This window comes from Actinomadura bangladeshensis (assembly GCF_004348335.1).
Classification (GTDB): Bacteria; Actinomycetota; Actinomycetes; order Streptosporangiales; family Streptosporangiaceae; genus Spirillospora; species Spirillospora bangladeshensis.
This window is the reverse complement of the sequence record NZ_SMJW01000040.1, coordinates 1-18766: the sequence shown is the minus strand read 5'-3', so window position 1 is coordinate 18766 and position 18766 is coordinate 1. Positions and strand designations below refer to the sequence as shown.

General features: G+C 72.8%; 16 protein-coding genes. 9 read left to right on the top strand and 7 right to left on the bottom strand.

What is annotated here, in order from left to right; translation table 11 throughout:
* Positions 1-245: 245 nt before the first annotated feature.
* From E1284_RS10665 to E1284_RS10660, 3 genes are all read left to right on the top strand, one after another.
* Positions 246-530: a MerR family transcriptional regulator gene (locus E1284_RS10665; RefSeq protein WP_131938890.1), complete on the top strand. Its 285-nt coding sequence runs from the start codon at positions 246-248 to the stop codon at positions 528-530.
* Between the two features lie 191 nt (positions 531-721).
* Positions 722-859 carry a hypothetical protein gene (locus E1284_RS41360; protein WP_165965210.1) on the top strand — a complete coding sequence of 46 codons (138 nt, stop codon included), beginning with the start codon at positions 722-724 and terminating at the stop codon, positions 857-859.
* 88 nt (positions 860-947) lie between these two features.
* Complete coding sequence (locus tag E1284_RS10660; RefSeq protein WP_131938865.1) at positions 948-2228, top strand: cation:proton antiporter; 1281 nt, start codon at positions 948-950, stop codon at positions 2226-2228.
* A gap of 99 nt (positions 2229-2327) precedes the next feature.
* On the opposite strand, the gene E1284_RS10655 is transcribed toward E1284_RS10660, so the two are convergent.
* The 3 genes from E1284_RS10655 to E1284_RS10645 form a co-directional block, all read right to left on the bottom strand.
* Positions 2328-3980, bottom strand: a complete 1653-nt coding sequence (locus E1284_RS10655) for an ABC transporter permease (RefSeq protein WP_131938864.1) — start codon at positions 3978-3980, stop codon at positions 2328-2330.
* A complete protein-coding gene (locus E1284_RS10650) occupies positions 3977-4906 on the bottom strand; it encodes an ABC transporter ATP-binding protein (RefSeq protein WP_131938863.1) in 930 nt (309 codons plus the stop codon). Before E1284_RS10650 ends, E1284_RS10655 begins: the two co-directional genes overlap by 4 nt.
* Before the next feature lie 90 nt (positions 4907-4996).
* Entirely contained in the window at positions 4997-5671 is a 675-nt protein-coding gene (locus tag E1284_RS10645; protein ID WP_131938862.1) for a TetR/AcrR family transcriptional regulator, read from the bottom strand.
* Positions 5672-5973: 302 nt separating this feature from the next.
* Between E1284_RS10645 and nhaA the strand changes: the two genes are divergently transcribed.
* A complete protein-coding gene (nhaA, locus tag E1284_RS10640) occupies positions 5974-7224 on the top strand; it encodes a Na+/H+ antiporter NhaA (RefSeq protein WP_207923681.1) in 1251 nt (416 codons plus the stop codon).
* A 160-nt stretch (positions 7225-7384) separates the two neighbouring features.
* Here the strand turns inward: nhaA and E1284_RS10635 are convergent, their stop codons facing one another.
* Positions 7385-8155 carry an alpha/beta fold hydrolase gene (locus tag E1284_RS10635; protein WP_131938861.1) on the bottom strand — a complete coding sequence of 257 codons (771 nt, stop codon included), beginning with the start codon at positions 8153-8155 and terminating at the stop codon, positions 7385-7387.
* An 83-nt stretch (positions 8156-8238) separates the two neighbouring features.
* Here E1284_RS10635 and E1284_RS10630 point away from each other — a divergent pair, with 83 nt between their 5' ends.
* The gene (locus E1284_RS10630; protein WP_243714393.1) at positions 8239-8817 is read left to right on the top strand and encodes a TetR/AcrR family transcriptional regulator; all 579 of its coding nucleotides are present in this window, start codon (positions 8239-8241) and stop codon (positions 8815-8817) included.
* A 170-nt stretch (positions 8818-8987) separates the two neighbouring features.
* On the opposite strand, the gene E1284_RS10625 is transcribed toward E1284_RS10630, so the two are convergent.
* Positions 8988-9404 (bottom strand): SHOCT domain-containing protein, encoded by a 417-nt coding sequence (locus E1284_RS10625; protein ID WP_131938860.1) that lies wholly within the window; start codon positions 9402-9404, stop codon positions 8988-8990.
* Positions 9405-9816: 412 nt separating this feature from the next.
* Between E1284_RS10625 and E1284_RS10620 the strand changes: the two genes are divergently transcribed.
* The 3 genes from E1284_RS10620 to E1284_RS10610 all read left to right on the top strand — a co-directional run bounded on the left by E1284_RS10620 (position 9817) and on the right by E1284_RS10610 (position 12586).
* Positions 9817-11427, top strand: a complete 1611-nt coding sequence (locus E1284_RS10620; RefSeq protein ID WP_131938859.1) for an MFS transporter — start codon at positions 9817-9819, stop codon at positions 11425-11427.
* A gap of 237 nt (positions 11428-11664) precedes the next feature.
* Positions 11665-12276: an HdeD family acid-resistance protein gene (locus E1284_RS10615; RefSeq protein ID WP_131938858.1), complete on the top strand. Its 612-nt coding sequence runs from the start codon at positions 11665-11667 to the stop codon at positions 12274-12276.
* Positions 12277-12331: 55 nt separating this feature from the next.
* Entirely contained in the window at positions 12332-12586 is a 255-nt protein-coding gene (locus tag E1284_RS10610; protein WP_207923680.1) for a hypothetical protein, read from the top strand.
* Positions 12587-12608: 22 nt separating this feature from the next.
* Here the strand turns inward: E1284_RS10610 and E1284_RS42460 are convergent, their stop codons facing one another.
* Complete coding sequence (locus tag E1284_RS42460) at positions 12609-15263, bottom strand: winged helix-turn-helix domain-containing protein (protein ID WP_207923679.1); 2655 nt, start codon at positions 15261-15263, stop codon at positions 12609-12611.
* Between the two features lie 373 nt (positions 15264-15636).
* A complete protein-coding gene (locus E1284_RS10600) occupies positions 15637-17688 on the bottom strand; it encodes a SpoIIE family protein phosphatase (protein ID WP_243714392.1) in 2052 nt (683 codons plus the stop codon).
* 275 nt (positions 17689-17963) lie between these two features.
* Between E1284_RS10600 and E1284_RS10595 the strand changes: the two genes are divergently transcribed.
* A partial coding sequence (locus E1284_RS10595) for a hypothetical protein (protein ID WP_207923678.1) occupies positions 17964-18766 on the top strand: 803 nt, incomplete at its 3' end.

Below are 18766 nucleotides of genomic sequence, written 5' to 3'. Positions count from 1 at the left end.
CGACGCGGAGGACCGGCCCGTCAGGGCCGGTAGATGGTGTTGTACCTCTGGGCCCCGGCGCCGCAGTATGGCGCCGGGGCCCCTGTCGTCGTCACTGCCCACCACAAGGCAGTACGGAAGGTTTAGTGAAAGCATCCCAGCCGGCTCAGGCCGGCGACCAGCCAGATCGGTATCTCGCGCAGACCCCGGTGGAATCCGGCGGGCTCGAGGGCAAGCTCGACGACGAGGACTACCCGGCCTACAGCATGGGCCGCGCCGCAGAGATGCTGGACGTCACCCCGGCATTCCTGCGCAGCCTGGACACCGCCCGCCTGATCGTTCCGCAGCGCTCACCCGGCGGGCACCGCCGCTACTCGCGCTACCAACTGCGCTTGGCACAACGCGCCCGCGACCTGATCGACCAGGGCACACCACTGGAAGCCGCCTGCCGCATCATCATCCTGGAAGACCAACTCGCCGAAGCCCAACGCATCAACGCCCAACTCCAAAAGGACCGCACCAACCAGAAACAGCCCCGCGACACGCCCTAGAGCGCCGGTTCCCCGGCACAAGGTCGCCTTTGACCGGCAGTTACAGGCGATAGACCTCCGGCACAGGCCTCTGGCCGGCCAATGCCCCACGCATTGCCCGCATGGCAGCCGGTCTTCTACGATCCCGAACTCGCCGACGAGATCTTCGGCGAGCCGCCGGCGGAGGACCGAGGGCGAGCTCGCGGCGACCCGTGCCAGGGGTCCGTGCCGCCCTCGCCGAGGCGGTCAGCGCGTCACCGGCGATGAGGTGGTGGGCCGCCGACGGCGGCCGCGGCACGGCCGACGCCGCCGTGGTCGTCACCTACGCGCGCTTCGCCGGACGCCGGTGACGAGTGGCGCCGGATCCCGTTAGGGTCGTGACCTGGTGAGCCGGGAAGTCTGGTCGGCACTGCTGTCGCCGACCCCGGAAAGACTCACATGACGAATCTGCTGCTCGCCTTCGCCGCCATGCTGCTGCTCGCGGTGCTGGTGTCGAACCTGGCGCACCGGACCGTGCTGTCCACGGCGGCGCTGTTCCTGGTCGGCGGGTTCCTGCTCGGCGACGGCGCCACCGGCCTGGTCTTCCTTCAGCCCGGGGACGAGATCGTCTCCCGGCTGGCCGAGCTGGCGCTGTTCGCCGTGCTCTTCACCGACGGAATGCACGCCGGCTGGCAGGACCTGCGCAGCGCCTGGCGGCTGCCCGGACGCGCTCTGGGCTGGGGCCTGCCCCTCACCCTGGGGATCACGGCGCTCTTCGCGCACTACCTCGTGGGGCTGGGATGGGTGGAGTCGCTGCTCATCGCGGCGGTTCTCACCCCGACCGACCCGGTGTTCGCCGCCGCGCTGGTCGGCAACGAGAAGGTGCCGCCGCGGCTGCGGCACCTGCTGAACGTGGAGTCGGGGGTCAACGACGGGCTCGTCCTGCCGTTCGTGGTGATCTTCCTGGCGATCGCGCAGGGCGAGGAGGACCTGCACTTCGGTGAGCTGGCGGGCGAACTGGCCGGCGGGCTGGCCATCGGGGTCGCGATCCCGTGGGCCGCGATCATGCTGGTGCGGACCCGGTGGTTCGCGATCGCGCCCAAGTACGAGCCGCTGAACGCCGTGGCGATCGGCCTGCTGGTGCTGGCGACGGCGCAGGCCACGCACGGCAACCTGTTCCTGGCCGCATTCGCCGCCGGCGTGACCGTCGCCACCATCGGGCACGAGCACCGGGAGGCGTTCGAGGAGTTCGGCGAACTGGTCGCCGAACTCCTCAAGCTCGCCGCGCTGCTGGTGTTCGGCGCGCTGCTGTCCCCGGCGTTCCTCGGCGACGTCGGCTGGACGGGCTGGGCGTTCGCCGTCCTCGCGCTCGTGGTCGCCCGGCCGGTCGCGATCTGGGTGTCGTTCCTGCGGTCGCGGCTGACCATGCGGGAGCAGGCCGCGGTGATGTGGTTCGGGCCCAAGGGCTTCGCCTCGGTCGTCTACGGGCTGCTGGTGCTGGAATCGGGGATCGCGGCCGGCGACCACATCTTCCACCTCGTCGGCGCCACCATCGCGCTGTCGATCCTCGCGCACTCCTCCACCGACATCATCGTCGCACGCAGCTTCGACGACGAACGTGAAGTGCCCGCCTGGCACGGTCGGGCCCGGGCACGCCTGCAGAAGAACCGCCGCCCCGCGCCGGACACGGCCGACCCGGTGGCGGGCTCGGGCGACGACGTCGCGGAACGTCCGGAATGAGCAGGAGTCGCCCCCTGCCGCGCGGGCCTCTCCCCCATCGGGCGATCCCGGTGTGACCGCCCGGCACCCGTCCGCCCGGGCAGGGCGGACGGTGCGGCGTCATGCCTTGGACGTGAGGTCTCGGCGGTCGAAGGCGCGCAGCGCGAGCACCGTGAGGACGGCGGCCAGAAGGGCCAGGACCCCGACCGCCGCGCCGCTCACGTCTTCGCGCGGATACTCGCCGACGTGCGCGAACGGCGAGACGTCCACTGCGCTGCCGGGGATGTCGAGGATCGGGGCGAAGAACCCCGCGACGACGCCGTAGCCGAGGACGGCCCAGACGACCGGCATCGCGCGGGGCAGTGCGCCATAGAGCATTCCGGCGGCGGCGAGGAGCAGCCACACGGCCGGCGTGTGGGCCATATGCCCCAGGACCGTCTTCCACAGGAGAGCGGCGTCGCCGGTGCCGACGGCGGCGGCCGCGCCGGTGCCGAGGCCCGCGAGGAACAGCAGCCACGGGACGGCGAGGGCGGTGACGGCGAGGTTGCCGCCGAGCCAGCCGGTGCGGCTGACGGCGGTGGCCAGGACGGGTTCGGTGCGTCCGGCCGACTCCTCGGCCCGTACCGACTGCACGGCCAGGATCGCGAACACGGCGACCGTGAACGCCATGGTCAGCCCCATGACGCCGAGGTAGCCGGCGACCAGGTCACCGCCGCCGCCCATGACGGCGATCAGGTCTTCCGGGGCGTCGTCCAGCCCGTCGGCCATCGGCTGGGCGAACGCGCCGTAGGCCACGCCGGCGACCAGGAGCGCGACGCTCCAGCCGGTGATCGCGGCGCGCTGGAGGCGGAAGGCCAAGGTCGGCGCGCTGCGGAGCCAGGCGGCGGCGCCGGGCGGGCCCGGTCGCGGTGGAAGGAGTCCCGCGTCCAGGTCGCGGCCGCCGGACAGGCGGTATCCGGCGGCGGCGGTCGCGGCGGCGCAGGCCAGTGAGAGGGCCAGCGGCCACCACCGGTCGAGCACGTAGGGCGCGGTCTGCTGCGACCAGCCGATCGGGGACAGCCACGACAGCCAGGAGGCGCCGCCGCCCTGGACGGCCGCCATGTCGCCGATGCCCCGGACGACGAACGCGGCGCCGAGGACCGCTCCGGTGAGTCCGGACGCGCCGCGCGGGTAGGCGAAGACCTGCACGGCGGCCGCGGCGATACCGCCGAACACCAGGCCGACGGCACCGACGGACGCCCCGAACAGGACCGACCCCGCAGGGGCGTACCCGCCGGCGAGCGTGATCGCGGTGACCAGGACGGCGACGGCGGCGCACATCAGCGCGGTGAGGATCAGCGCGGCCGTGAGCTGGGCGGACCGTCCGACGACGTTCGCGCGGACGAGTTCGGCGCGCCCCGAGCGCTCCTCGGCGCGGGTGTGCCGGGTGACCGTCAGCAGCGCCATCAGCGCCGCGCCGAGCATGACGTACAGCCCGTACTGGCCCGACAGGAACCGTTCGATGGTGATGGCGTCGTAGCCGTACCCCGGGCCGCCGAAGATCGCCCCGGCAGGGCTGGTGGAGAAGGCGCTGACCGACTCCAGCTGCTCGGTCGTGGTGTAGACGGACTTCAGCGCGGTGGTGAAGTAGCCCATCAGCAGCGCCACACCGAGCGTCCAGGCGGGGAACCTGACGCGGTCGCGGCGCAGCATGAACCGCAGCAGCGTGCCCGTTCCCGCCAGTGCTCCCCCGGACGCGGCCCGGACGGGCGCGGGCAGGGTCGTCGCGGTCATGACGTCCTCCCGGCGGCGGCCGCGCCGTTGCCGGTGCGGGCGAGCTCGTCGCCGTAGTGGCGCAGCAGCAGCTGCTCCAGCGTCGGCGGGTGCGCGGTGAGGGCCTGGACGTCCAGCTCGCCGAGGCGGGCGACGGCGGCCGCCAGATGGTCGCCGTCGACGTCGAAGCGGATCTGCCCGTTCTCGGTGCGGAGGTCGTGGACGCCGGGCAGGCCCGCGAGGGCGCCGGTGTCCCGGTCGGTGGTCGCGGTGACGGTGGTGCGGGTCAGGTGCCGCAGCTCCGTCAGCGTGCCGGTCTCCACGATCCGGCCGCTGCGGATGATGGAGACGCGGTCGGCGAGGGCCTCCACCTGGGCGAGGATGTGGCTGGACAGCAGGACCGTCCGCCCGGCCTCGCGGGCCTCGCGGATGCACTCCTGGAAGACGGCCTCCATGAGCGGGTCGAGTCCGGCGGTCGGCTCGTCCAGCAGCAGCAGGTCGACGTCGCCGGCCAGCGCGGACACCAGCGCGACCTTCTGCCGGTTGCCCTTGGAGTAGGTGCGGCCCTTCTTGGTGGGGTCCAGGTCGAACCGCTCGCACAGCTCGTCGCGGCGGGCCGGGTCGGTGCCGCCGCGAAGCCGGGCGAACAGGTCGATGGCCTCGCCGCCGGTCAGGTTGGGCCACAGCTCCACATCCCCGGGGACGTAGGCGAGGCGGCGGTGCAGCGCGACGGCGTCGCTCCAGGGGTCGCCGCCCAGGAGCCGGGCCCGTCCGGCGTCGGCGCGGAGCACGCCGAGCAGGATCCGGATCGTGGTGGATTTTCCGGCGCCGTTCGGCCCGAGGAACCCGTGGACGTGGCCGGCCTCGACCGACAGGTCGAGCCCGTCCAGCGCCGTCACTTTCCCGAAGGACTTGCGCAGGTCGTTGATCTCGATGGCAGAAGTCATTGTTCAGCCCTCGCTGAAAAGCATGAAGAAAGGGAGCGTCGAACACGGTCGACAGACCACTCGGTGGAGTGGTGAGAATGGCGCGGCGCGTCAGTCCTGCGAGCCGTCGCGGGGCGGGTCGGGAACGTACAGGAGGTACTCCTCCAGGAGCGCCCGGTCGGTGTAGAGCCCCTCGGTGAACATCTCCAGCATGGGGGGTGTCACCTCCTCGATGTAGGCGCGCAGGGCCTTGCCGAAGGACGCCGGTTCGGCGTGCTCGGGGTGCAGCGTGAGCCACATCAGCATGGAGCCCATCGCCTGGTAGGCCATCACCCGCGCCCGCGCGGCCGGGTCGCGGCTCGGCCGGATCACCCCGGCCGCCACGCCCGCCTCCAGGTAGTGCGTCGCGTCGTCGATCATGTCCTCGAACAGCTCGACGGCCAGGTCACCGCCCTCGCGCAGCGATCGCACCACGTACAGGACGATGGGGGCGAACCGCTCGATGTCGGCCAGCCGCGCGAGGAGCTGTGCGGCGCTGCCGTCGGTCGTGGCGGCCCGCTTCTCCGTGGCGATCACCTCGCGCACGTGCGCGTCGCACGCGCGCCGCAGGCCCTGCTTGGAGCCGAAGTAGTGCACGACCAGCCCCGGGGAGACCGCCGCGTCCTCGGCGATGGACCGCAGCCCGGTGCTGAAGCCGTCCCTCCCGAACCGGTCGATCGCGGCGTCCCGGATACGGGCTGACGCGCCGGGGTCGCCGTCGGCCGGAGACGTGTTCCGCGTTCGCACGGGGACCACGTTAAACGCTCGTTCAATGATCAGCAACAGACCGCCGGAAAAAGAGGCTCCGAAAGAATGGGGAGCCTTCACTCCTGGCTCGGTACCTCCCGCGATGACTCTGGCTGAGGCTCGGCGGCCGGCCCCTGAGTGCACCCGGGTGCCTCGATCGCCGCATCCAGGAGGTGCCCGGGTCCTCGCTTCGGGAGGGGGCCCGCGACGAGAAGCGGACCGTCGAGCAGATAGCGTGTGTTCCAGGTGTGCCGGGAAGTCTGGTCGGCGGTCCGTTCGACAACCCCGCAGAGTGGAGACCCGTGCACCCGACCTCCCCCGGCCTGTCCCGCCGTACCGACGACCGCGGCGCGGCCGCCACCCTCGGCGACTTCCTCCGCCAGGAGACGACCGGGGGACGGCTCCTCCTCCTGGCCACGGCGGTGGCCCTCATCTGGGCGAACGCGGCTCCCGGCGCCTACGCGCAAGTCTGGGGCGCGGAGGCCGGGCTCGGTCCGGACTGGCTGCACCTGCACCTGACGCTGGCCGGCTGGGCGTCGGACGCCCTGCTGGCGATCTTCTTCTTCGTCGCCGGGGTCGAGGTCAAGCGCGAGCTGACGGTCGGGGAGCTGGCCGGATGGCGGGCGGCGGCGCTGCCTCTGTTCGCGGCCGGCGGCGGGATGCTCGTGCCCGCCGCCATCGCGCTGGCCGTGTCGCGCGGAGCCGCCGCCGACAGCGGCGCCTGGGCCATCCCCGTCGCCACCGACATCGCGTTCGCCCTCGGCGTCCTCGCCCTCGCGGGCGCCGGCCTCCCCGCCGGCGTGCGCGTCCTGCTGCTGTCGATGGCCGTCATCGACGACCTGGGCGCCATCGCGCTCATCGCGCTCCTGTTCACCTCCGGCGTCAACCTGGCCTACCTCGTCCTCGCGGTCCTGCTCTGCGCCCTGTACTGGTGGCTGCACCGCCGCCGCATCACCACGCCGTGGGTCATGGTGCCGCTGGCCGTCGCGGTCTGGATCTGCGTCCACAGCACCGGCGTCCACGCCACCGTCGCCGGCATCGCCCTCGGACTGCTCACCCCCGTCGCCCCGATCGGCGACGAGAACGAGAGCGCCGGCTCACGGCTGGAGCACCGGCTCCACCCGCTCTCGGCCGGGCTCATCGTCCCGCTCTTCGCACTCGCGGCCGCGGGCATCTCGCTCGGCGCGTTCAGCGACGCCCTGACCGACCCGCTCGCCCACGGCGTCTTCTTCGGCCTGCTCGCCGGCAAGTTCCTCGGCATCTTCGGCGGCACCTGGCTGGCCGTCCGGCTGCGCATCGGCACGCTCCCGAGCGGCGTCGGCTGGGGCGACGTCGTCCCGATCGCGATGCTGGGCGCCATCGGCTACACCGTCAGCCTCCTGGTCTCCCAGCTCGCCACCCCCGACGCCGCCACCGCCCAGATCGCCTCCACCGCCGTCCTGGCCGCCTCCCTGCTGGCCTCGGTGATCGCGATCGTCCTGCTGCGCCGCCGCGGCCGCGTCCACCGTTCGTCCCCGCCCCGCCCCGCACCGCCGGCGGCTGAGGACCGTTGACCGTCGCCCTCCACCTGGCAGAACGGACGACGTGATGACGAACGGAGCGATTCGGCGGTCGCACCGCCCGGCCTCGGGGTCGTACGCACCGCAGTGCAGAACCCCGAGGTGGCCCTCCGCGCACCCGCCGTTATGACTCGGTGAGCCGCCGGTCTCCGGGTTACCCGGCGGCCGCCGGCGCAGCCTGGGACAGGAAGGAGGTGATGAGGTTCCGCCACTCTTCCGGGCGCTGGGCGAAGGGGAGGTGCCCGGTGTCGAGTGCGGCGAGTTCGGCGCCGGAGAGGGCGGCCGCCTCGCGGTGAAAGTGCGGCGGGACGAGTCCGTCATCGGTGGTGGAGATGACCAAGGTGGGGACGCTGAGCGCGGCCAGGTCGGCGCGGACGTCGACGCGGGCGACGAGGTCGGCGTGGTCGGCGGAGCCGGGCGGCAGGGTCCGGGCGGTGTCGGCGATGACGGCTTCGAGATCGGGGACGGCGGGGCCGAGCGCGAGGGGGACGATGTGGCGGGCGACGCCGTCGTGGTCACCGGCGAGGCAGAGGTCGCGCCAGCGCTCGGCGACGGCGCGGAACGGGGCGTCGGGGTGCGCGAACGGGGCGGTCAGCACCAGGGCGGTGACCCGGTCGGGGTGGCGCGTGGCGGCGCGGGCGGCGACCGCGGCGCCGAGGGAGTAGCCGGCGATGGCGAAGGTGTCCAGCCCTTCGGCGAGTCCGGCGGCGACGAGCTGGTCGGCCAGGTCGTCGAGGGAGAGCGGCGCGGTCGCCTTCGGGGTGTCGCCGGTGCCCGGGTAGTCGATCGCGACGACGGTGCGGGCGGCGGCCAGGTCGTCCAGGATCGGGCCGAAGTTGGCGGCGACACCGCCCCCGGCGCCGTGCGCGAGGAGCAGGCCGGGGCCGTGGCCGTGCACAGTGCGGGCGTAGGCGGCGCTGGACATGGTGGACCTCCGAGTTTTGTAGTGCTCGCTACAACTAGCGTTGATCATAGTAGGTTTCTTAGCGATCGATATAAAATGGAGGTGTGAGCCGACCTCGATCGTTCGACCGCGGCGCCGCCCTGGAGCAGGCGCTGATGACGTTCTGGCGCCACGGGTACGAGGCGACGTCGATCTCGATGCTGACCAAGGCGATGGGGATCAACGCGCCCAGCCTCTACGGGGCCTTCGGCGACAAGCACCGGGTGTTCACCGAGGCGGTCGGGCGCTATGCCGAGACCTACGGCTCCTTCAGCACCCGGGCCCTGGCCGAGGAGCCGACCGCGCGGGCGAGCATCGAGCGGCTGCTGCGCGAGGCCGCGCGCGAGTACACTGACCCCGCCCTGCCGCCCGGCTGCATGATCATCAGTGCCGCGACCAACTGCTCGTCCGCGGAGGTGAAACGGGAGCTCCGGGACCGGCGGGAGGCGAGCAAACGGGCCTTCCGCGACCGGATCGCCGCGGACCGGCAGACCGGAGCGCTTCCGGGCACCGCGGACCCGGCGGCCATGGCCGCGTTCTACGCCGCCACGCTGCAGGGCATGTCCGTCCAGGCCGCCGACGGGGCGTCCCGGGAGGAACTCGACCGGATCGTCGACCTGGCGATGGCCGCCTGGCCCACCTGACCCGGCCGGAGCACGCCGGGACGCCGGTGATCAGCCGCCACGGTAGACCGACCACAGCCCACCGCAGACAGGCCGGTCGTTGGAGCAGTGCCTGCGCCGGCGGGCGCAAGCCGGGTCGAGTCGTCCCGGTCGACACGGGGAACAGATGGCGGGCGCCATCATGGGCGCCTTCAGGCCAGGACTCTGGTCTTCGCCCGTTGGTACTCCGCTTCGCTGATGTCACCGTGTTTTCTGAGCTCGGCGAGCTTGACCAGCTCGTCGGTGCTCGTCGGCTCTGCCCCGGCGGTCTCACGGACATAGGCACGGAACTGCTCATCGCGCTTGCGGACCGCTCGCAGGTCGCGTTCCCCCATGTCCCGGCCGCGCGCGATCAGGTACACGAAGGCACCGAGGAACGGCAGCACGATCACGAAGATCGACCATCCGGCCTTGCCCCAGCCGCTCAGCCGGTCGTCGCGGAAGATGTCGGCGATGATCCTGAAGAGCAGCATCAGGAACAGCACCCAGAGGAAGAACCAGAGCATGGTCCAGAAGACGTTCAGCAAGGGGTAGTCCGTTGCGGCGATGGTGCCGGCGAGTTCGTCCATGGTGGTCCTCCAGTCGTCCGCCCTCCGCATCCGATGCGGCCCATGCTCCCTGCGCCCCTCGACTCACCGCATCACCCACAGCGGGTGACATGGCCGGCCGGCGGACATAGCGCGCTTCGACGGTAGGGCGGCGCCGCTCCGGGCAGGCCGTCTCCTGCGGCGTTCCGGTCACGGCTCTTCCGCCGGACGTCACTCACCCCGTGCGGGTGAAGCGTCCCGCCTGCGGCATCGCCGAGGATGCCGTTCGTGCGGCTGACGGGAGGGGTTGCGTCCATGACCACCATCGGTGCCGCCGTCCGGACTCCGGGCGAGCGGGCGGCCTACGGGAAGCGGGCGCGCGCCGGGCCATCGGCGGGAGGCCCGGGAGCGTAACGCGGGCGGGGACGGGGACACGGCGTATCGGAGGCGCGCGATGGGACGATGGGGGCCGCTGCTCGCACTGGCGACCGCGCAGTTCGTCATGGTCCTCGACCAGTCGGTCATGAACGTCTCGATCAGCACGCTGGTGGACGACTTCGACACGACGGTCCCCGCGATCCAGGCGGTCATCACCCTCTACTGCCTGGTGATGGCGATGTTCATGCTGACCGGCGCCAAGATCGGCGACATCATCGGCCGGCGCCGCGCCTTCGTCACCGGGCTGGTCGTCTACGCCTGCGGATCGGCACTGACCGCGGCGGCCCCGACCCTGGCCGTTCTCGCGCTCGGCTGGTCGGTACTGGAGGGCATCGGCGCCGCGCTGGTCCTGCCCGCGCTGGTCGCGCTGGTCGCCGACAACTTCACGGGGCACGAGCGCACGGCCGCCTACGCCGCGATCGGCGGGGTCGCGGGGGCCGGGATCGCGGTGGGGCCGATTCTCGGCGGCTGGGCGACGACCGAGCTGACCTGGCGGGTGATCTTCGTCGGCGAGGTGGTCCTGGTCGTGCTCGTCCTCCTGGCGGCGCGGCTGCTGGCGGAGTCCGCCCGCGGCCGTCCGGCTCCCCGCCTCGACGTCACCGGCACCGCGCTGTCGGCCTGCGGAGTCGGAACGATCGTGTTCGGCACCCTGCAGTCCAGCACCTGGGGCTGGGTCCGGCCGAAGGACGCTCCGGTCGAGCCGTTCGGCCTCTCGCCGACGCTGTTCGTCGTCGCGCTCGGCGGGACGCTGCTCTGGGCCTTCATGGCCTGGCAGCGGCACCGCGAGCACGCGGCCGGCGATCCCCTGCTGCACCTCGACCTGCTGAAGTCGCCGCCGCTCCGGGCCGGGCTGATCGGCCTGTTCGCCCAGAACCTCATCCTCATGGGCGTCTTCTTCGTCATGCCGCTGTACCTGCAGCTCGTCCTCGGCCTCGACGCGCTGGAGACGGGCGTCAGGATGCTGCCCGTCTCCGTCATGATGTTCGCCGCCTCCGCGGCCGGAGCCCGGCTGTCGTCCCGGCTGTCGGTGCGAGCGATCGTCCGGACCGGCCTGGTGCTCACCGGCGCAGCGGTCCTGGCCCTGATGGCGGCCGTGCGGCCGGATCTGGCCGGCCCCGCCTTCGCGCTCTCGATGGGGGTGCTCGGCACCGGCATGGGGCTGATGGTCTCCCAGCTCGGGAACCTGGTGCAGTCCTCCGTCGGCATGTCCGGCAGCCGGGCGGAGGCGGGCGGCCTGCAGTACACCGGCCAGCAGCTCGGCTCCTCGCTCGGCATCGCGCTCATCGGAGCGATCGTCCTGGCCGGCCTGACCGGCGCGTTCGTGTCGAAGGTCGAGCAGGACGAGCGCATCGGCGCCCAGGTCGCCGAGCAGGTCGGCGTGGCCGCCGGCACCGGCGTCGACTTCGTCGACGCCAGCCAGATCCAGGCGGCCGCGCGGAAGGCGGGCCTCGACAGCGCCACCGCGGACGCGCTCGTCGACGGCTACGAGGAGGCGCAGCTCCTGTCGCTGAAGGTGGGGCTGCTGGCCACCGCGCTACTCGTGCTGGGCTCGCTGGCGTTCACCCGCGATCTCCCGCGCACGCCGGCGGCACCCGGCGGCGGATCCACCGGCCGCCGCCGGCGATGACCGGCGCCGCCCGGGCACCGGCACCACGGTCCTCGTCCAAGGCGATCACGACGACCGACCACACCGGGTAGCAGGGCAGGAACAGGAACTGGGCGATCCGGCCGCGCCTCAATCACCCGCTGCGGAGGATGCGGCACGGTCCGCGGAAACTGTGTCATTCCGGTACCGGCCCCGGCCAGGACGGACGAGTCGTCCAGGGGGCCAGAGACGTCGTACGGGGACACGGGAGGAGCGACGATGTCGACGACATCTCCGAGGACGGGTGGAACCGTCCCCGATCACAGGCAAGGCACGACGCTCACGCACATGGTGACCGAGCACCAGGCGATGGCCCTGGCTCTCGGCGGCATCTCGTTCCTGCTGGGTGTCGTTGTGGTGGCCTGGCCCGGGGTCACCGTCGGGGTACTGGCCGTGCTCATCGGGCTCCAGCTCATCATCAACGGGGTCGTCCGGATCGCGCAGTCGGTCGCCCCCGGCCTCACCGCCGGCACCCGCACCCTCATGGCCGTCCTCGGGGTGCTCTCGCTCTCGATCGGCGTCCTCGCCATGCGCCACCTGTTCCAGACCGTTGCCGTACTCGCCGTGCTCTTCGGTATGTTCTGGCTGCTCGGCGGCATCATCGAAGCCGTCGCCGTGCTCTCGGACAGGGACCGGCCGGGACGCGGTCCCGAACTGGTCCCGGCCTGCCTCTCCGTGCTCGCCGGGATCGCCGTCCTGGCCTATCCGGAGGCCAGTCTGGTAGCCCTGACCTGGCTGTTCGGTCTCTGGTTGATCACCTGGGGGATCATCGGCGTCCTCGTCACCCTGTGGATCCGCCGCGCCGACCGGCAGGCCGCGTCCGCACGGTGACCCCGCGATCCCGCGAGGGGCGGGACCGCGACCGGCGGGGCCGAGAGGAGGCGACGTGCCGACGGACATGCCGACATCGGGCCACGGCCCACCGCATGCGGCGTGCGACTACGAGATAAGGATCAAGGGACGGGTCGGTGCATCGCTCCGGCTCGCCTTCGAGGAGCTCAGCGTCACGCTCAACCCCGGCGAGACGGTGCTGTGCGGCCGGGGTCTCGACCAGGCGGCCCTGTACGGGATCCTGGACCGTGTCCAGGCGCTGGGGTTCGATCTGGTCGGGGTCCGTCGGCTACCGCCCGCTCCGCCCTGACCGGGCACGCTTCAGGACGGGGTCACAGCAGCCGGTAGCGGCGTGCGCGGCGGACCGCCTCACCCCGTCGCGTCACCGCGAGCTTGCGGTAGATGTTCCTCAGATGGGTCTTGACGGTATTGACCGAGAGGTACATCTCGGTGGCTATCTCGTCCGTCGTCAGCATCGTGGAGAGCAGGGTCAGCACCTCCAGTTCCCGCTCGCTCAGCGGCCCCACGACGGCGGGGGCGGCGGCATCCGCGCGGCCGGGAACCCCGCCCAAGCCGAGCCGTCCGAGGAACCGCCGGTGCGGCTGCAGGAGCTCCGGATCCCGGTGCAGCACGGGGAGCAGCCAGCGCCGCGCCCTGGCGAACGGCAGCCCGATCTTCTCGCGTTCACCCAGCCGCAGCGCGCGCTCCAGCGAGCGGCGGCCCCGGGATCGGTCCTCCTCCCGGTAGGCCAGGCAGGCGTCCAGCAGCCATGCGTCCACCCGGACGGCGGCCGGCGCGGACGGCTCCATCAGCACGGGACGGACCGCCCGGGACGCCGCCGCCGGGTGCCCCTCGTGCAGATGGACGCGGGCGAGCGCGACCGCGCCCTCGGCGCCGCCGGCATCGCGGGCGGCATCCCGCGCCTCCGCCGGCACGTCGCCCGCGAGGTGCGCCTCGGCCTCGGCCAGCCGCACCCTGCGCCGGAACCACGGCATGGCGGCGGCGTCCCCGCCGATGGCGTCCAGCACGGTCAGCGCCCGGTCGGGCCGGCCGGCGGCCACGTCCAGGCGCGCGGTGAGCAGGTCGTGCAAGGCGGAGAAGAGGGCGTCGGGACAGTCGGCGATCGCCATCCGGCTCTTGTCCAGTTCGTCCCGCGCCTCGTCCAGGCGGGCCTCCTCCAGTGCCACCCAGGCGCAGGTCAGATGGACCGCCGCGACCCGCCGCCCGGCAGGACCGGTGGAGACCTCGGGCAACCGCGCGGCCGCCGACATCAGCCGGGCCGCTCGGCGGAAGCCGCCCTGGAGCGCCTCCGCCAACGCCAGCCCGCCCAGGCACCGGCGGTGCTGAAGATCGCCACCGGCCTGCGCGGCGGGCAGGGCGCGCTCGAACCGCTGCTCGGCCCGCCCCGGCCGCCCGGCGCGCAACTCCAGGAGGCCGTGCGCGTAGCCGACCAGAGCGTCCAGCTCCGGAAGGTCGTGCCGCGCCCCGTACGGGAGGGCGTCCAGTGACCGGTCCAGGCCGTGGACGAGGTCGCGAAGATCCGCCCGCCGCTCCGGGCAGGCGGCGACGAGCCTGATCAGTCCGGCCGCCAGCCGCGCCGGGATCGCCCGGTCCTCGGGCAGGTCCGCCAGAAGGCGCTCCGCCCGGGCCAGGTGCGCCGCGCGGCCCGCGTCGTCTCCCCGGTCCAGCGAGACCGCGGCGGCCACGAGGTGCGGTTCGGGTCCGGCGGCTCCGGCAAGGGCACGGTCCGGGAGGTCGCCGAAGAGCGGAAGGAGCGCCCGGCCGTCCGACAGGCCGAGCACACGGCCGATCGCCAGATCGTCGACGACGAGCCGGGAGGCGTAGGCGGGGTCTCCGGCCAGCACCGCGTGCTGGACGGCCTCTTCGAGCGCCCCGGTGCGGCTGAACCATTCCGCCGCACGCCGATGCAGCCCGGCCTCGTGCGCCGGATGCTCTTGGCGCAGCGTCAGGTGCAGGGCCGCACCGAGCACCGAGTGGAAGCGGTACCACCCATGGGCCACCGGCAGGACGAAGGCGTTCTCGCGCACCAGGTTCGCGAACAGCTCATCCGCGTCCGGTCCGGCGAGTTCTGCCGCCAGTTCCGCGTCGAACCGGTCTACGACGCTGAGCCTGAGCAGCAGCCGGCGGACCGCGGGAGGCTGCACGTTCAGCACCTCCGCGACGAGGTAGTCGACGACGGCGTGGTCGTCACCGGCGAACACGGCGGCGAAGCCGTCGGGGTCCGGATGGCCCTCCATCGTCATGGCGGCCAGCCGCAGACCGGCCGCCCACCCTTCGGTCCGCTCGCGCAGGGCGCTGACCGACGCCGGGGTCGCCGACACTCCGTGGTGGGCGAGCAGTGTGCGGATCTCGCCGTCGTCGAAGGCCAGATCCGCGCTCCTGATCTCGACGAGTTCACCGGTCAGCCGGTAGCGGTGCAGGGGAAGGGGCGGGTCGGTCCGGGAGATCAGCACCAGCCGCAGCACCGGACCGGCCCCTTTGAGGACGCGGGCCACGTCGCGAGCGAGATCGGAGCCGGTCGGCGGATGGAAGTCGTCCAGCACGAGGACGACCGGGGCCGCGCGGCCGGCCAGGGCGAACGTGAGCCGCGCGCAGAAGATGTCGTGCCCGCCCTCCGAGGGCCGGGGGACATCGGCGACTCCCGCCTGTTCCAGCGCCGCGGACACGAGACTCCAGAATGCGACCGGACGGTGGTCCGCCTCGTCCAGGGAGACCCAGGCGACCGGCCCGGGCCGACGTCCCGTTGTCGCCCAGGAGGCCGCCGCGACCGACTTGCCCGCCCCGGGAGGCCCCGTCACGACCGTGAGCGGGCCCCGCGTGCCCTGCTCGAGCCGCTCCGTCAGGCGTTGCCGGGTGATGAACCAGCTGCGGCGGCCGGGCACCCGCACCTTCGCCGCCGAGATCGGCGACGGTGTCCTCGGACGCTCGCGATCGGGAGCCGGATCCGGCGGCAGGGCTTCGTTCACGATGCCTCCTCCTCCACTCGCGAGAGCCCCTCACAAGAGAATGGAAAAGCAACAAATTTGCACATAACGGTACCTAGCGGAATCTTTGCGCTTATCTACGACAAACCCATATGTGCGGAAAAGTGGCCGGGCAGAGCCGCGGATCCCTCGGAGACGTCCCACCCGGGGACACGGTCTCCGGACGGACGGGCGCCCTCCCCGTCGCCCCCGCAGCCACTTCGCCCTCGACCTCGGCCGCGTCGCGGGCCGCGCCTTCGTGAACAATGCCTCGTAGGCGACCCCGCTCCGCCGCACCTCGGCGGCAAGGGCGCGCAGCGGCCGCGGATGATCAGCCGCCGCCGGTCGCGGTAGGTCCGCTGGCCCGGGCCGGTCGTCAGCCCGGCGGCCGGGTTGTGGCCGGGGCCGTCGAAGGGGCGGCGGTGTCGGGAGTCCGGACGGCGATCACGGCGATGTCGTCGGTGCCGGTGACGGGCAGGTCGGCCACGAGCGCGTCGCACATGTGCTCCAGGGGCTGGTGTGCGAGTGCGCAGGCGTGGCGGCGAAGCCGGTCCAGGCCCCTGTCCAGATGCTCGCCCGGATGCTCCACCAGGCCGTCGGTGTACAGCAGCAGGGTGGATCCGGGCGGGAGCGGTTCGGTCGCGCTGTGGTAGGTCCCGAAGGGCATGCCCAGCAGCGGGTTGGCCGCCTCCTCGAGGAAGCGGCCGTCGCCGTCGCCGGTGACCAGCAGCGGCGGCGGGTGCCCGGCCACGGCGTAGTTGAACTGCCACCGGCCCGGTTCGGGCTCCTCGACGCGGGCAAGGACGCAGGTCGCCGTCGCATCCGGCGCCACGGTCTCCATCGCGCTGTTCAGGCGGCGCAGGATCTCGCCGGGCGGGGCGAGCCGGTCGGCGGTCAGCACGCGGAGCATGTTGCGCAGCCGGCTCATGTCGACGGCGGCGGCCAGGTCGTGGCCCGCCACGTCACCGATCGCCACCACGGTCGCGCCGTCGGGAAGGACGAACGAGTCGTACCAGTCGCCTCCCACTTCGGCCCCGGCGGGGCTGGCCGTGTACCTGGCGACGATGTGCAGGTCGCGGTGCTCCGGGGGCTCGGCGAGCAGGCTGTGCTGCAGGGCCAGGGCGACCTGCTGGGTCCGGTGGAACTTGACGGCGCCGCTCAGCGCGTCGTTGGTGTGTTCGAAGATCTGCTCCAGGAGGGCGATGTCGTCGGGACTCATCGGGCCGCGGTCACCGCGCCTGGCGGCGGTGACCACCGCGGCCACGGCCCCGTCGACGGCGACCGGCATCAGCACGACGCTGGTGGCGCCGGACTCGGTCAGCCAGGCGGTGGTGCTGCCGGGCAGCAGGTCGGCCGGCGGCCGCCCCGGCGGGAAGGTGCGCTGCAGCGGGCGCCTCCGCTCCAGCGCGCGGGCGAACCCGCTGTCGGGGGCGAACCGCTCCTCGCCGGCGGGCGGCTGCTGCCGCAGGTCGCGGCGCGCGGCGGTGGCGACGCGCTGCACGGTGATCGGAGCACCCGCGGGACGGTCGCCCAGGTCGGAGAGCAGGTGCACGCCGCACCCGTCGGCGAGTTCGGGAACCAGCACCTCGGCGAGCGCGGCGAACATCTCGGTCAGTTCGGTCCGCTCGGCCGCGGCCGCGGCGGCGCGGGCGAGCAGTTCGCGGCGCTGCCCCTCCCGCCACTCCTCCTCCACGTCGAAGCAGGTGCCGATCCACTCGACCACGGCACCGTCCTCGATCACCGGCGCGGACCGCACCTCGAAATGCCGGTACTCGCCCTCGCGCGTGCGGACCCGGTAGAAGTAATGCCAGGGGCGGACCTGCCGGCGCGTCTCGTCCCACGACCGCGTCGTGGGTTCGCGGTCGTCCGGGTGCAGCGCCCGCATCCAGCCGTCGCCGAGGAACTCCTTCCGGCTCTGCCCGGTGATGTGCTCCCACCCGCCGGTCGATTCGATCACCTGGCCGTCCGCGTCCGTCATCCACACGACCTGCGCGTTCATCCACACCAGGCTCTCCAGCCGGCGCCGCGACCGGCGCTGCTCCTCGGTCGCCCGGTCCGCCCGTCCGACCGCGGAGACCTGTTCGGTGACATCGACCGCGACCACCAGCACCCCGGGCCGCTCGTGGGTGAACCGCGAGAGGCTGAAGGAGAAGTACCGCTCCTCCGCCTCGGCGTCCGCGCCGGCCGGCTTCACCGGTGCATCCACCAGGGTCACCGGTTCACCGGTGGCCAGCACACGGTCGAACAACTCGCCGTAGTCCTGCTTGGCCGCGGCGCCGAACGCCTCCCCGATCGGCTCCCCGAGCGGACGGTCGCCGACGAACGCACGGTAGGCGAGGTTGGTGTACACCAGACGGTGATCCGGCCCGATCGTCAGCGCCACCGCGACCGGCGCCGGATCGAAGGCCTCCAGCGCAAGCCACCCCATGCCGTGTACGCCCGCACCACCCATCGTCGAGCCCCCCAGTGGTCCTGTCTTCCCGGTCCCGTGCGGCGCATGCCCCGGAATCTCGCTCGATCGCGGTACGGCGTCACGAGCCTCTGATGAGTGCCTCGGACTCCTGGTGATCGCTGCCGGAAGGGGCTTGAAATTCCGGGCGCCGTCCCATACCGGCCGGACATGGCCGCAAAGGCATACCTGCATGCGGCCCGGGGGATACGCGTGTGCACCGGGGGCGTGCCGGTGACACAAGGGGAGACGACGTGGACCCCCACACTGAAGACCTGCACAAGCAGATCGAAAGGCTTACCAGGGAGAACGCCCAACTGCGCAGCGAGTTGGCCGTGCGGCGGCTGTGGAACCCGCCGCCCGAACTGGAGCACGCCTTCCAGGACGCGCATGGGTGGAAATGCCTGCCGGTACCGCCGACCGGCTCCGGCCAGGCCTCGACCCTGATCCTGATCGCCGGCACCGAAGCGGGCGCCGAAGCGGAAGACACCGACGCCGCCGGGCAGGTGTGGCGGTACCTGCTCACCGCCGCGCCGGTCCGCGGCGGGATCGGCCCGTTCGCCCGGGCGTCGATGCCCGCCCGGCTGCTGGGCTATGTCGGCGAGCAGGACGGCCGCGCGGTCATCGTCCTCAACAAGGATCTTCGGCGGGGCCAGGTGGCGTGCGCGGCCCGGATACTGCGGTCCGAGGCCAAGACCCAGCGGCCGAGACCACGCCTGCTGGAGCTCTCCGCGGTCCCGCTGCTGGCCTTATGGGAGCTGTTACGCGAGGGAGGCTTCCGCAGCCTGCTGGCCGCCGCGGTTCCCGCCGCCACCATCGTGGCCACGGCGGAACTGCTTCCCGGCAATGCTCCCGCCGAGGTCAGGCCGGCCCCGCCGGCCGCCGGCCCGTCCTGGAACCGCGACCAAGTCGGAGGCAACCGACCGGGCCGATCCCCCTACGCCATGACCGGGACTCCCCGGCCGGCCGGCACACCGGCCCCGGCCGCACGCCGGAGCACCTCCCCCGGGCCGGCCTCGACGCTCAGCCCCCGCGCGCCTGCTTATCCGTCACCTTC

Excerpts from the sequence above, each read along its gene's own strand:
- E1284_RS10665 (WP_131938890.1), top strand. The coding sequence starts at position 246 with ATGGGCCGCGCCGCAGAGATGCTGGACGTCACCCCGGCATTCCTGCGC.
- E1284_RS10660 (WP_131938865.1), top strand. The coding sequence starts at position 948 with ATGACGAATCTGCTGCTCGCCTTCGCCGCCATGCTGCTGCTCGCGGTG.
- E1284_RS10655 (WP_131938864.1), bottom strand. The coding sequence starts at position 3,980 with ATGACCGCGACGACCCTGCCCGCGCCCGTCCGGGCCGCGTCCGGGGGA.
- E1284_RS10650 (WP_131938863.1), bottom strand. The coding sequence starts at position 4,906 with ATGACTTCTGCCATCGAGATCAACGACCTGCGCAAGTCCTTCGGGAAA.
- E1284_RS10635 (WP_131938861.1), bottom strand. The coding sequence starts at position 8,155 with ATGTCCAGCGCCGCCTACGCCCGCACTGTGCACGGCCACGGCCCCGGC.
- E1284_RS10625 (WP_131938860.1), bottom strand. The coding sequence starts at position 9,404 with ATGGACGAACTCGCCGGCACCATCGCCGCAACGGACTACCCCTTGCTG.
- E1284_RS10620 (WP_131938859.1), top strand. The coding sequence starts at position 9,817 with ATGGGACGATGGGGGCCGCTGCTCGCACTGGCGACCGCGCAGTTCGTC.
- E1284_RS10615 (WP_131938858.1), top strand. The coding sequence starts at position 11,665 with ATGTCGACGACATCTCCGAGGACGGGTGGAACCGTCCCCGATCACAGG.
- E1284_RS10600 (WP_243714392.1), bottom strand. The coding sequence starts at position 17,688 with ATGGGGTGGCTTGCGCTGGAGGCCTTCGATCCGGCGCCGGTCGCGGTG.